Source organism: Streptomyces sp. NPDC051664, assembly GCF_044453545.1.
Taxonomy (GTDB): domain Bacteria; phylum Actinomycetota; class Actinomycetes; order Streptomycetales; family Streptomycetaceae; genus Streptomyces.
The window spans coordinates 133800-147516 of sequence record NZ_JBITCU010000006.1 but is presented as its reverse complement, the minus strand read 5'-3'; the positions used below and the strand labels follow the sequence as shown (position 1 = coordinate 147516).

General features: G+C 67.6%; 9 protein-coding genes. 8 read left to right on the top strand and 1 reads right to left on the bottom strand.

Features of this window, described 5'->3' with window-relative positions:
- The first annotated feature begins 319 nt into the window (after positions 1–319).
- The 3 genes from ACIA8E_RS14165 to ACIA8E_RS14155 all read left to right on the top strand — a co-directional run bounded on the left by ACIA8E_RS14165 (position 320) and on the right by ACIA8E_RS14155 (position 3570).
- Positions 320–1027: a helix-turn-helix transcriptional regulator gene (locus tag ACIA8E_RS14165; RefSeq protein WP_399297814.1), complete on the top strand. Its 708-nt coding sequence runs from the start codon at positions 320–322 to the stop codon at positions 1025–1027.
- Positions 1028–1094: 67 nt separating this feature from the next.
- Positions 1095–2177, top strand: coding sequence for an inositol-3-phosphate synthase (locus tag ACIA8E_RS14160; protein ID WP_030973768.1), 1083 nt, complete (start codon positions 1095–1097; stop codon positions 2175–2177).
- Positions 2178–2301: 124 nt separating this feature from the next.
- Positions 2302–3570, top strand: a complete 1269-nt coding sequence (locus ACIA8E_RS14155) for an MFS transporter (RefSeq protein WP_399297812.1) — start codon at positions 2302–2304, stop codon at positions 3568–3570.
- A gap of 225 nt (positions 3571–3795) precedes the next feature.
- On the opposite strand, the gene ACIA8E_RS14150 is transcribed toward ACIA8E_RS14155, so the two are convergent.
- Positions 3796–5238 carry a CCA tRNA nucleotidyltransferase gene (locus ACIA8E_RS14150; protein ID WP_399297810.1) on the bottom strand — a complete coding sequence of 481 codons (1443 nt, stop codon included), beginning with the start codon at positions 5236–5238 and terminating at the stop codon, positions 3796–3798.
- 183 nt (positions 5239–5421) lie between these two features.
- Here ACIA8E_RS14150 and ACIA8E_RS14145 point away from each other — a divergent pair, with 183 nt between their 5' ends.
- From ACIA8E_RS14145 to ACIA8E_RS14125, 5 genes are all read left to right on the top strand, one after another.
- Positions 5422–7719, top strand: a complete 2298-nt coding sequence (locus ACIA8E_RS14145; RefSeq protein ID WP_399297808.1) for a DUF6049 family protein — start codon at positions 5422–5424, stop codon at positions 7717–7719.
- Between the two features lie 49 nt (positions 7720–7768).
- A complete protein-coding gene (murJ, locus tag ACIA8E_RS14140) occupies positions 7769–9925 on the top strand; it encodes a murein biosynthesis integral membrane protein MurJ (RefSeq protein ID WP_399297806.1) in 2157 nt (718 codons plus the stop codon).
- A 128-nt stretch (positions 9926–10053) separates the two neighbouring features.
- The gene (locus tag ACIA8E_RS14135) at positions 10054–11775 is read left to right on the top strand and encodes a serine/threonine protein kinase (RefSeq protein ID WP_399297804.1); all 1722 of its coding nucleotides are present in this window, start codon (positions 10054–10056) and stop codon (positions 11773–11775) included.
- A 160-nt stretch (positions 11776–11935) separates the two neighbouring features.
- Positions 11936–12640: an RNA polymerase sigma factor SigM gene (gene sigM / locus ACIA8E_RS14130; protein ID WP_399297803.1), complete on the top strand. Its 705-nt coding sequence runs from the start codon at positions 11936–11938 to the stop codon at positions 12638–12640.
- Entirely contained in the window at positions 12637–13626 is a 990-nt protein-coding gene (locus ACIA8E_RS14125; protein ID WP_399297801.1) for an anti-sigma factor family protein, read from the top strand. Before sigM ends, ACIA8E_RS14125 begins: the two co-directional genes overlap by 4 nt.
- Positions 13627–13717: the final 91 nt, after the last annotated feature.

Sequence of the window (13717 nt, the reverse complement as noted above, 5' to 3'; positions counted from 1 at the left end):
CCCCCGAATTACGGACCAGCCCTGCGACAGGCTCATCCGCAGCCGATCCGGTCGGTCCGCGATGACTGACGCGCGCGGACGCCACACGGTTCCCGGTGGTCTGCATGCCGCACAGACTACGCACGGTCAAAACCCCCCTAGAGCCGAAGTTCACCCCAAATAACGCAAGTCGCTTACTACGAATTGATGATGTGACGCCGTTCACGACGGTCCCCCTTGTCGCAACGCGACGAGCGATCTATCGTCAGGATGTATCGAGTCGATACATCAGCTCGTCATAGGGCTCCGCGAGAGCACTCGGAGTAAGGAGGAGGCGAAGTTGAGCAGACGCTCCGGCATCCTCGAGTTCGCCGTACTCGGCCTGCTCCGCGAGTCGCCGATGCACGGGTACGAACTGCGCAAACGCCTCAACACCTCGTTGGGGATCTTCCGCGCCTTCAGTTACGGCACCCTCTATCCCTGCCTCAAGACGCTGGTCGCCAACGGCTGGTTGATCGAGGAGACAGGAAATGCTCCCGTCGCCCCTCCGCCCGTCACCGGCCGTGCGGTCGCCCCTGCTTCTTCACTGGCTGGGCGCCGCGCCAAGATCGTCTACCGGCTGACGGCAGAAGGTAAGGAGCACTTCGAGGAGCTGCTCTCGCACACCGGCCCCGACTCCTGGGAGGACGAGCACTTCGCAGCCCGCTTCGCCTTCTTCGGGCAGACGGAGCACGAGGTGCGGATGCGTGTGCTGGAAGGCCGCCGCAGCCGGCTGGAGGAGCGCCTGGAGAAGATGCGCGCCTCTCTGGCACGAACCCGCGAACGACTCGACGACTACACACTTGAGCTGCAGCGACATGGCATGGAGTCCGTGGAGCGCGAAGTGCGCTGGCTGAACGAGCTCATCGAGAGCGAGCGGTCGGGACGGGATCAGCGACGATCCTCGCCCGAGGGCTCGGCTCCGCAGAACACAGCAGGAGAGTCGGACGGCCTGCCCCGGCATCGGGGTCATACCCCGCCGGATCCGTCCGATGACACCGGCAAATGAAGTCCCGGCAGTTCCGCAGGGCCTTCATCGGAATCACCGAGAACACTCAACACAGGGAGCAACCGGAATGGGTTCGGTTCGCGTAGCCATCGTCGGCGTGGGCAACTGCGCCGCCTCGCTGGTGCAGGGCGTCGAGTACTACAAGGACGCCGATCCGGCCGGCAAGGTGCCCGGTCTGATGCACGTCCAGTTCGGCGAGTACCACGTGCGTGACGTCGAGTTCGTCGCCGCCTTCGATGTCGACGCGAAGAAGGTCGGCCTCGACCTCGCGGACGCCATCGGCGCGAGCGAGAACAACACGATCAAGATCGCCGACGTGCCGAACACCGGCGTGACGGTCCAGCGCGGCCACACCCACGACGGTCTGGGCAAGTACTACCGCGAGACCATCGAGGAGTCCACCGAGGCCCCGGTCGACATCGTCCAGGTCCTCAAGGACAAGCAGGTCGACGTTCTCGTCTGCTACCTGCCCGTCGGTTCCGAGGTCGCTGCGAAGTTCTACGCGCAGTGCGCCATCGACGCCAAGGTTGCGTTCGTCAACGCCCTCCCGGTCTTCATCGCCGGCACCAAGGAGTGGGCTGACAAGTTCACCGAGGCCGGCGTCCCGATCGTCGGTGACGACATCAAGTCGCAGGTCGGCGCCACCATCACGCACCGCGTGATGGCGAAGCTCTTCGAGGACCGGGGCGTCGTCCTGGACCGCACGATGCAGCTGAACGTCGGCGGCAACATGGACTTCAAGAACATGCTCGAGCGTGAGCGTCTTGAGTCCAAGAAGATCTCCAAGACGCAGGCCGTCACCTCCCAGATCCGTGACCGTGAGCTGGGTGCGGACAACGTGCACATCGGCCCGTCGGACTACGTGGCCTGGCTGGACGACCGCAAGTGGGCGTACGTGCGCCTCGAGGGTCGCGCCTTCGGTGACGTTCCGCTGAACCTGGAGTACAAGCTCGAGGTCTGGGACTCCCCGAACTCCGCCGGTGTCATCATCGACGCCGTGCGTGCCGCGAAGATCGCCAAGGACCGCGGCATCGGTGGCCCGATCCTCTCCGCGTCCTCGTACTTCATGAAGTCCCCGCCGGTCCAGTACTTCGACGACGAGGCCCGCGAGAACGTCGAAAAGTTCATCAACGGCGACGTCGAGCGCTGACCCGACCGGAAACGGCGTGTCACCGTAGGAGGGCGCTGAGCGGCAACGCTCCGCCTCTCCCGCATCGTTGAGGGTCCCCGGGTAATCCGCCCGGGGACCCTCAACGTATGTGACCCTTGCCCTCATGCCCGTCGTACGTGATCTGCGCGTACTCCTGCGCCTTCGGAACTTCCGTCGTCTGCTCGCCGTACGGCTCCTCTCCCAGTCCGCCGACGGCGTCTACCAGGTCGCCCTCGCCGCACACGTCGTCTTCTCCCCGGAGAAGCAGACATCGGCGGGAGCCATCGCCTCCGCGATGGCCGTACTGCTGCTTCCGTACTCCCTCATCGGCCCCTTCGCCGGCGTCTTCCTGGACCGCTGGCCGCGCCGCCAGGTCTTTCTGTACGGCAATCTGCTGCGCACCGCCCTCGCCTGCTGCACCGCCCTGTTGATCCTCGGCTCCGCGCCCGAATGGCTCTTCTACGCCTCGGCGCTGTGCGTCACCGCGGTCAACCGCTTTGTGCTGGCGGGTCTCTCGGCCGCGCTGCCCCGGGTCGTCGACGAGGACCGGCTGGTCATGGCCAACTCGCTCTCACCGACCGCGGGAACGCTCGCCGCCACGGCAGGCGGCGGCCTTGCCTTCGCCGTACGTCTGGTCGCGGCGGACTCCGATGCGGCCGTCGTGCTGCTGGGTGCGGGGCTCTACCTTGCGTCGGCGCTGGCATCCCTGCGCCTTGCGGCCGGTCTCCTCGGGCCGGATCCGGGCGGCCCCCGTCTCCGACTGAGGGACGCCCTGGCCACCACCGCACGGGGACTCGTCGGCGGACTGCGCCATCTGGCGGAACGGAAGGACGCAGCACGGGCGCTGGCCGCCATCACGGTGATCCGGTTCTGCTACGGGGCGCTGACCGTCATGGTGCTGATGCTGTGCCGGTACGCCTGGTCCGACAGCAACGTCGGCGGACTGGCCCTGCTCGGTCTTGCCGTGGGGTTCTCAGGTGCGGGATTCTTCGCGGCCGCCCTGGTGACGCCCTGGGCGGTGGGGTGGCTCGGCCGGTTCCGCTGGATGGCGGCCTGTGCAGCCGCGGCCGCCGTCCTCGAACCCGCGCTGGGGTTGTGGTTCAGCCCCGGACCGATGCTGGTCGCGGCGTTCGTCCTCGGAGTGGTCACCCAGGGAGCGAAGATCGCAACGGACACCGTCGTGCAGACGTCGGTGGACGACTCCTTCCGAGGCCGGATCTTCTCCCTGTACGACGTGCTGTTCAACGTGGCCTTTGTAGGCGCTGCCGCAGTAGCCGCCCTGCTCCTGACTCCCGACGGCGAGTCGACCACGGTGGTGATCGGAGTTGCCGCGCTCTACACGATCGTCTCGGTGACGATGTTCCGGTGGAGCCGCGTCGCAGGAGCGCTATAGCGCGCGTGCGCCAAAGGGAGGGATGGCTCACATCCAGGGAGCGCCGAATGACCAATCCGCCACAGCAAGGCCCCGGACCCTGCGGGCAGCGGCCAGACGGCCGTAACCGACGGGCTGACCTCAAAGCCGACCGATGCGAGGAGGGGCACTGTTTCACGTGAAACAGTGCCCCTCCTCGTATCGGTCGCGTCATGTTTCACGTGAAACATGACGCCGTTTCCGACCTCAGCTCTGCGCGGCCCACCACTTCTTGAGCTCAGCGACCGCGGCGTCGCGCCCCATCGGGCCGTGCTCCATCCGAAGCTCCAGCAGAAACGCGTACGCCTTGCCAATCACCGGCCCAGGACCGACACCCAGTGTCTGCATGATCTCGTTGCCGTCCAGGTCGGGCCGGATGGCGTCCAGCTCCTCCTGGTCCTTCAGCTGTGCAATGCGCTCCTCAAGTGCGTCATACGTCCGCGAGAGGGCACTGGCCTTGCGCTTGTTCCGCGTCGTGCAGTCCGAGCGGGTCAGTTTGTGCAAACGCTCCAGCAGCGGACCCGCATCACGCACATACCGGCGAACGGCGGAGTCGGTCCACTCCCCGTCGCCGTAGCCGTGGAAGCGCAGATGCAGCTCCACCAGCTTCGAGACGTCCTTGATCATGTCGTTGGAGTACTTGAGCTCAGCCATTCGCTTCTTGACCATCTTGGCGCCTACCACCTCATGGTGATGGAACGAGACGCGCCCGTCCTTCTCGAAGCGCCGGGTCCGCGGCTTGCCGATGTCATGGAGCAGCGCCGCGAGCCGCAGAGTCAGATCGGGTCCGTCCTCCTCCAGATCGATCGCCTGCTCCAGGACGGTCAGCGAGTGCTCGTAGACGTCCTTGTGACGGTGATGCTCGTCACTTTCCAGTCGCAGCGCGGGCAGCTCCGGCAGCACCTGCTGCGCGAGTCCCGTGGAGACCAGCAGTCCAAGACCCTTCCGGGGGTGAGCGGAGAGCAGCAGCTTGTTGAGCTCCTCGCGGACCCGCTCGGCGGAGACGATCTCGATACGTCCTGCCATCTCAGTCATCGCGGTGACCACATCGGTGGCGACATCGAAGTCCAACTGCGCCGCGAAGCGCGCAGCGCGCAGCATGCGCAGCGGGTCGTCGGAAAACGACTCCTCGGCCGTCCCGGGGGTGCGCAACACGCGCTCCGCCAAGTCCTCACGGCCACCGTGCGGGTCGATGAATTCCTTCTGCGGCAGCGCGACGGCCATCGCGTTGACCGTGAAGTCGCGGCGTACGAGGTCTTCCTCGATGGAGTCGCCGTAGGAAACCTCCGGTTTGCGCGAGGTCCTGTCGTACGCCTCTGACCGATACGTGGTGACTTCGATCTGGTAGCCGTTCTTCTGACAGCCCACCGTGCCGAAGGCGATACCGACCTCCCACACCGAGTCCGCCCACGGGCGGACGATCTTCAGGACGTCCTCGGGGCGGGCATCGGTGGTGAAGTCCAGGTCGTTCCCCAGCCTGCCGAGAAGCGCGTCCCGGACCGAGCCGCCAACCAGGGCGAGACTGAATCCGGCATCCTGGAAACGGCGGGCGAGGTCGTCGGCGACCGGGGACACCCGCAGCAGTTCACTGACTGCGCGGTGCTGCACCTGGGTCAGGGCACTGGAAATGTCTTCATTGGCGTTCGGCACAACAGAAAAGGGTACGTGCCCGGACCGGCCCGGGCGTCATCGTTTCTTTTCGCCCTGCAAGACTCTCCCGATCACCAAGCGCACTCCCCAGCACGTGGCCCCGGCGCACATCGTTACCATGCGGGGACGCAGCAACCGACAACGATCGACAGCAGCTGACTACGACGAGGGACGGACAGGCGCGTGGCCGAGGCGGCAGACATTCGGGGGATCAGTCACTCTCCTGCCCGCCGGTGGCTGCGGCGCACAGCCTCCGTGATCCTCGGAGCGCCACTCGTCGCCACTCTGCTGGCCGGTCCGGCCGTGCCCGGGGCGCAGGCGGACGAGGCGAGCAAGGCTCCGAGCGGCTCCAGCACCGTCGACGTGACCCTGGACTCCCTGGCCCCCAGCGCGCCGGTGAAGGGGGACACACTCACTGTCTCCGGCACTTTGACCAACAGGAGCAAGGAAACGGTCACCGATGCCCGGGTCGACCTGCGGGTGGGGCCGCGACTGTTCGGCAGGACGTCCATCGACGCGGCAGCCGACCGCACCGGGTATGTGCCCGGCAGCGATCCGGCGGCGATCGGCGGCAAGTACACACTGAAGATCGCGAAGCTCCCGTCCGGGATCACCCAGAACTTCACGCTGTCCGTGCCCGTCGGCAAGCTGGGGCTCGACGCCGCCGGTGTCTACCAGTTCGGTGTCTCGCTGTCCGGACAGACCTCCCGTGCCCCGTACGAGCAGGTGCTCGGCATCGAGCGCACCTTCCTTCCCTGGCAGGAGGACGAGAGTGACTCCAGGACCCGGATCACCTATCTCTGGCCGCTGATCGCCTCGGCCCACCTCACTGCCGAGACGGGTTCCGACGAGCAGCAGACCCCGGTCTTCGCCGACGACGACCTCGCCGCGGAGCTCGCTCCCGGCGGACGCCTCGAGCAGATGGTCTCGCTGGGCAGCCAGCTGCCTGTGACCTGGGTGATCGACCCGGATCTACTGGCCGGTGTCGACGCGATGACGAAGAGCTACCGCATCAAGGTCGGCGACACCACCGTCGCCGGTAAGAACCAGGACGTCGCCAAGCAGTGGCTCACCCAGCTGGAGACGGCCGTGGCGGACGACAAGGTCGTCGCGCTGCCGTTCGCCGACCCGGACCTGGCATCCCTCGCCCACCGCGGAAAGAACGTCTCGGGAAGCCTCAGCCACCTGCAGAACGCCACCGAGGTGGCAGGCCCGACGGTGGAGACCGTCCTGCATGTGAAGCCGTCCACGGACTTCGCGTGGCCGGTCGAAGGTGCCATCGATCCGTCGATCGTCGATGTCGCCACATCGGCCGGTGCGCACAACGTGATCGCCCGTAGCGACAGCCTCCAGGAGACCGGGGGGCTGCCGTACACGCCGAGCGCGGCCCGGCCGATCGGTGGCGGCACCACCGCTGTCGTCGCCGACCACCGGCTCTCCAGGGCCTTCGAGGGCGACATGTCGAATGCGGGGAATTCCACCCTCGCCGTTCAGAAGTTTCTCGCCACGACCCTCGCCCTGAACGACCAGGACACGGACGACGAGCGCAGCATCGTCGTCGCACCGCAGAGGATGCCGACCGCCGCTCAGGCGCAGTCGATGGCACGCGCCCTGCACGCCCTCGACGACGAACGGTGGACGCAGCCCCTCGACCTGGTGGACGCGGCCGAGGCGAAGCCCGACACCGACGCGACAACGAGGGTTCCCGGGACTTCCCAGTACCCGAGGAAGCTCCGCAGCCAGGAGCTGCCCACCCAGGCCTTCCAGGACATCAAGGCCACCCAGGCCTCGCTCGACAGCTTCCGGGTCATCCTCACCCAGCCCGAGCGGGTCGTAACCCCCTTCGGCAACGCGATCAACCGGTCCATGTCGACCTCGTGGCGCGGCAGGCCGCTGGAGGCACAGCAGTACCGGGACGCGGTACGCACGTATCTGCACGGCCTCACCAACGAGGTACAACTCATCTCCAAGTCGGACGTCACCCTGTCCGGCCGCAGCGCCACCATCCCGGTGACCGTGCAGAACAAGCTGGTGCAGGGTGTCGATCACCTTGTTCTCCGGCTGAAGTCGGACAACGCGACACGGCTCAAGCTGAACGACGGCGGCGCGGTGGCGGAGAAGCCGATCCGCATCGCGGGCGGCCACAGCCAGTCCGTGAAGTTCGACGCCTCGGCAAACGCCAACGGCCAGGTGCAGGTGCAGGCCCAGCTCTACACCGAGGACGGCACGCCGTACGGCGAGGAGATGACCTTCACGGTGAAGGTCTCCGAGGTCACACCGACCGTGCTGCTGGTGATCGCCGGCGGACTGTTGCTGCTGGTCCTCGCGGGCATCAGGATGTACACCCATCGCAAGCGTGCCAACGCGGACGGCCCGTCCGGCGGCGACGGCGGTGAACCCGAGCAGCCGAGTGACCCGACGCCGGACACCGGTCCGGAAAGCGGGGAGCCGTCGGGCACGGGTGAGAAAGTGGACCGTTGAGCGATGTCTGTCGTGGCCGGTCGGCCGGGGACAATGAGGTGGGGTATCGATGAACGCGCCGTACGACGGTGACCGCGGTCAGGGTGCGGGCGGAGCCGGGCCCTCCGATGGATCCCCGACGCCTTCGGACCCGGGGCGGGTGGATCCCACGCCGGACCCGTACCTCCAGGACGCGTACAACCGCGATCCCTACCGCGCCCAGGACCTCTCCGCCCAGGACCCCGTGGCCGAGGTGCTGTACGACCGCGCCGCACACCCGCCCCCGCCCCCTGGCACATACCAGCAGCCGCAGCCGCTCTACCAGCAGCCGCCCGCGGCGCAGTACGCCCCCGATCCGCGCGTCTGGGCGCAGACCCCGCCGCCCGAGCCCGCCGGGCCGTCCCGGCACCTGCCCTACGGCGAAGACGCGGCAACCACCCAGTTCGTCGGCGTCGACGACCTCGTCACCCAGGCGTCCGAGGGCCACGAGGGACCGGACGCGTTCGCGCACCTGTTCCGGGACCAGGAGGGGCCGGCCGGGCCCCCCGTTCCGCCCGAGCCCGAACCGGCTCCTGCACCGGCCCCGCCGAAGTCCGGCGGCCGGGCCTCCAGCCTGCTGAAGTCCAGCGCGGTGATGGCGGCCGGCACCCTGGTGTCCCGGCTCACCGGATTCGTACGCAGCCTGGTGATCACCGCTGCGCTGGGTGCGGCGCTGCTCGGTGACAGTTTCACCATCGCGTACACGCTGCCGACGATGATCTATATCCTCACCGTCGGCGGCGGACTCAACTCGGTCTTCGTTCCACAGCTCGTCCGTTCCATGAAGGACGACGAAGACGGCGGCGAGGCCTACGCCAACCGTCTGCTGACCCTTGTGATGGTCGCGCTCGGCGTGATCGTGGCGATCGCCGTCTTCGCCGCCCCCCTGTTGATCCACCTGATGTCGAGCACGATCGCGAACGATCCTGCGGCCGACAACGTCGCCACCACGTTTGCCCGGTACTGCCTGCCCACCATCTTCTTCATGGGCGTGCATGTGGTGATGGGCCAGATCCTGAACGCACGCGGCAAGTTCGGCGCGATGATGTGGACCCCGGTCCTCAACAACATCGTCATGATCTTCACGTTCGGCATGTTCATCTGGGTCTACGGCACCTCCGCCGAATCCCACATGGGTGTGCAGACGATTCCGCCGGAGGGCATCCGGCTACTGGGTATCGGCACGCTGCTCGGACTGGTCGTCCAGGCCCTGGCGATGATTCCGTATCTGCGCGAGGCCGGCTTCCGCTTCCGTCCGCGCTTCGACTGGAAGGGCCACGGCCTCGGTAAGACGGTCAAGCTGGCCAAGTGGACCGTCCTGTTCGTCTTCGCCAACCAGGCCGGTGTCCTGGTCGTCACGCAGCTGGCAACAGCGGCCGGGCAGGCTTCCGGCAGGAACGGCGCGGGCTTCCTCGCCTACTCCAATGCCCAGCTGATCTGGGGAATGCCGCAGGCGATCATCACCGTCTCGGTCATGGCGGCCCTGCTGCCCCGTATCTCCCGCGCCGCCCACGACAACGACCCCGGCGCGGTCCGTGACGACATCTCCCAGGGGCTGCGCAACTCCGCCGTGGCAATCGTGCCGGTGGCCTTCGCGTTTCTCGCGCTCGGCGTCCCGATGTGCACCCTGCTGTACTCGTCCAGCGGCACCGAGGCTGCCCGGTCCATGGGCTTCATCCTGATGGCGTTCGGTCTCGGCCTCATCCCGTACTCCGTGCAGTACGTCGTGCTGCGCGGCTTCTACGCGTACGAGGACACCCGCACGCCGTTCTACAACACGGTCATTGTCGCCGCGGTCAACGCTGCCGCCTCCGCTCTCTGCTACGTGGTCCTTCCGGCCCAGTGGGCGGTCGTCGGCATGGCGGCCTCGTACGGGCTGGCCTACGCCGTCGGCGTGGGCATCGCCTGGCGTCGACTGCGTAACCGGCTGGGCGGCGACCTGGACGGCGCCCATGTCGTGCGTACGTACGCCCGCCTGTGCCTCGCGGCGATCCCCGCAGCGGTCATCGGCGGCGGCGTGGGCTTCGCCCTGCTGCTGGGCCTGGGCGAGGGCGCCCTCGGTTCGCTGGTCGCGTTGATCTTCGGCGGGGCCGCTCTCATGGGGGTCTTCTTCGTCGCTGCGAAGCGCATGCGGATCGAAGAGATCAACGGCATGGTCGGTATGGTCCGCGGACGGCTCGGACGCTGAGGACCGGCGGCCCGCACAACCATCGCCGGTCTCCGTGTGTCGTGCATAGCGCTGGAGTGTGGGCACAATTGGCGTGACTGTGCAGAGCTGGCTGGCATCGCGCAACGGATGGGGAGGCAGGAACGACGGTGGCGGAACGTAGCACGGCTGCCGTCGACGTGGCCGACAACAGCGGTGATGAACCGCTGACCGCCAAGGCGGACGAGGCCACGACCGACGGGACGACAGAAACCCAGGACACGGAGGGCACAAGCCCCCAGGACGCGGACGGTGAGCGAAGCAGCTCTGAAGCCGCCGCAGCGACCCCGGACCTGCACAGCGGTCACAAACTGGCCAGACGCTACCGGCTGGAGGAGTGCGTCACCCGTCTGGACGGATTCAGCAGCTGGCGTGCTGTCGACGAGAAACTGCGCCGCGCAGTGGGTGTACATCTGCTCCCTGCGGACCATCCACGAGCCCGTTCCGTGCTGGCCGCAGCCCGGTCCTCCGCGCTGCTCGGGGACCCGCGTTTCGTGCAGGTCCTCGACGCCGTCGAGGAGGACGACCTCGTCTATGTCGTCCACGAATGGCTCCCCGACGCCACCGAGCTCACAGCTCTACTGGCCGGCGGTCCTATGGACGCTCACGACGCCTACCAACTGGTCAGCCAGGTATCCCAGGCCATGGCGGCCGCGCATCGCGAGGGCCTCGCGCATCTGAGGCTCACCCCGGGCGCAGTACTGCGGAGCTCGACCGGCCAGTACCGGATCCGCGGCCTCGCCGTGAATGCCGCCCTGCGCGGCATCACCGCCGACGGTCCGCAGCGCGCGGACACCGAGGCGATCGGCGCCCTCCTCTATGCCGCATTGACGCAGCGCTGGCCGTACGAGATCGATGCCTACGGTCTCACGGGGCTCCCCAAGGGTGTGGGGCTGATCGCCCCCGACCAGGTGCGGGCCGGCGTCCACCGCGGCCTCTCCGAACTCGCCATGCGCGCCCTCGTCAACGACGGGGCCACCGCCTCCCGGCAGGAGCAGCCCTGCACCACACCGGACGAGCTGGCCAAGGCGGTCGCGGCGATGCCCCGCATCCGCCCGCCGGAGCCCACCTTCACGGCTCCGCCCGAGTACCAGCGCACGACCTACCAGCAGGGCAGCTACGGGCGTCCGCCCGCCGGCCCCGGCGTTCCCGCGACGCAGCCCGTGATGGCCACACCGCCGGCACCGCTCCAGAGTCGCACCGGCAAGGCGCTCAAGTGGGCCGTGTCAGCCCTCCTCATCGCGGCCCTGGGCCTCGGCAGCTGGCAGCTCGCGGAGACGCTCCTCGACCACGGCAAGGAGACGGACGACCCGGGAACCACACAGACGGATCCGGAGAACGGTGGCAAGGACGCCTCTGCTCCGGCCAAGCCGTTGCGGATCTCCGGGGCGACGGAGTTCATGCCCGATGGCTCGGGGATAAAGCAGGAGGACGCACCGAAGACCGTCGACGGCAGGTCCGACACCGCCTGGATCACGTTTCAGTACCAGGGCTACGCCAACTTCGGCAACCTCCCGAACCGCAAGCAGGGCAGCGGCATAGTCGTTGACCTCGGCAGCGTGCAGGACGTCAGTGGCATCAAGATCAAGATGTATCGCAGCGGGCAGAAGGTCGAAGTGCTCGCCGCCACCAAGGGCGCATCCGCGTCGTCGTCCCTCTCCGATTTCCCGCAGCGCCTCACCAAGCTCGGTACGGTCGGGGCAGACCTGGACAAGAGCCTCGCCAAGCCCGTACGCACCCGCTACGTGCTGATCCACATCACCGAACTCCCACCGGACGGGTCGGCAAGTTCCTTCCGTGGCGGGATCTCGGAGATCTCCGTACTCGGCTGACCGGTCAGGCCGGCAGGGACCTTCTTTCCTGCCGGCCTGCTGCATGCCCGGCTGCTGATGACCGCAGCCCTCGCTGAACCGATCTTCCTCATCTCTATGCCGCAGGGCATATGAATCGTGATAGACAGACGGCCCCGACGCACAGAGGGAGGGAGGGGAGGTGGCCTCCGAGCCGTCAGAGCCACTCAGCGACTCAGACCTCCTCGCTCGCCATGTAGCCGGTGAACCGGATGCTTTCGGTGAGCTCGTCCGACGCCACCGGGACCGGCTGTGGGCTGTGGCACTACGGACCCTGGGGGACCGTGAGGAAGCGGCCGATGCGGTCCAGGACGCCCTGGTCTCCGCCTTCCGGGCCGCCCACACTTTCCGTGGCCAGTCCGCCGTCACCACCTGGTTGCACCGCATCACTGTCAACGCATGCCTCGACCGGGTCCGTAAAGCCGCCACACGCAAGACCTCACCGGTCGACGACACCGAGCGGCTCGAGCAGCTCCTTGAGCCTCACGAATCCGCCGAAGCGCCTGCCGAACGCCAGGATCTGCACCGTGAACTTCTGGCAGCGCTCGGCACCCTTCCCGCCGAACAGCGTGCCGCGCTTGTCCTCGTGGACATGCAGGGCTACCCCGTGGCCGAAGCCGCCCGCATCCTCGACGTACCGACCGGCACGGTGAAGAGCCGCTGCGCGCGAGGCCGGGCCCGGCTCGCTCCTCTGCTCGTCCATCTGCGCAGCGAGGGCGGAGAGGCCGGTGAACTCAGCCCAGGAAGGAACCGGACGCAGAGAGCATCCGTCCCACCCGCGTCGGGGCCGAGTGACTCAGGAACCAGTGATCCTGCCGGAGTGAAGGGCGGAGGTGGACACACATGACATCAATGGCAGACACGACGCAGCACCCGGACGTCTCGGAGATCTCCGATCTCACCGAAGGACTGCTGTCTCCGTCCCGCACGGCGGAAGTACGCCGTCACGTGGACGGGTGCGGCATCTGTGCAGAGGTCCTGGTCTCTCTCGAAGAGATCCGTGGGCTCCTCGGCGCCCTGCCTGCTCCTGAGCGCATGCCCGACGACATCGCAGACCGCATCGATGCCGCACTGGCCGCCGAACCACTTCGCGCCTCGGACGACGCGGCAGATGTTTCACGTGAAACAGAGGCCGTCGTGGAACACGGTCAGGAAGCCGGAGATCAGGAGACAGAGGGCCAGGAGACACCGGCCCGGGAGACACAGCCCACCGTCGCGGACCGTCCTACGGGACACCCGCGGGCCACCACCGGCCCCGGTCGCCGACCCGCACGCCGACGGCGCCGCGGCATCGTTCTCGGCACAGCCGTCGGGGCGGCCATCGTCGGCGTGAGCGTCCTCATGCTGCAGGCAGTCCAGAATTCCGCTGACTCTGCAGGGGCCAGCAAGGCCAAGTCTGCGGACAGTGGCGTCAGCGCCCCCGAGGACGGGGTGAACGCGTTCTCGGGTTCTCCGCTCAGCCGACGCGTGGAAGCGCTCCTGAACAGCACCGGCATGCCCGCCTCAGGCGAATCCGACGAAAAGCGGGCGCCGTCCGTCGAGATGCAGTCGACGCCCGATACTGAGTCCCCCCCACCCCCCTCGCCCAAAACGCCGCTGCGCACGCCCGCCGTGACAGTCCCCGCCTGCATCCAGCAGGGCATCGGACGAAGGACTGCCGCTCTCGCCATCGAAGAAGGCACCTACGAGGGAACGCACGCCTACCTCGTAGTCCTGCCGCACCGGACCAACGCGACGCTCGTCCAGGCCTATGTCATGGATGCCGGCTGTGTCGACGCAGACCCCACGGGCAAGGGCAAGCTCCTTCTGACCCACACCTACGCCCGCCCCTGAGAAGCGTGCCGGGCGCCGCTCCGGCACGTCGGGAATGCATCCCCCGTAGGATCCGTTGGGTGGGGTGTGAGTCGTTGAACCGACCCCATCA

Bases quoted from the DNA above. Each gene is read 5' to 3' on its own strand.
- ACIA8E_RS14160 (WP_030973768.1), top strand. From the start codon at position 1,095: ATGGGTTCGGTTCGCGTAGCCATCGTCGGCGTGGGCAACTGCGCCGCC.
- ACIA8E_RS14155 (WP_399297812.1), top strand. From the start codon at position 2,302: ATGCCCGTCGTACGTGATCTGCGCGTACTCCTGCGCCTTCGGAACTTC.
- murJ (WP_399297806.1), top strand. From the start codon at position 7,769: ATGAACGCGCCGTACGACGGTGACCGCGGTCAGGGTGCGGGCGGAGCC.
- ACIA8E_RS14125 (WP_399297801.1), top strand. From the start codon at position 12,637: ATGACATCAATGGCAGACACGACGCAGCACCCGGACGTCTCGGAGATC.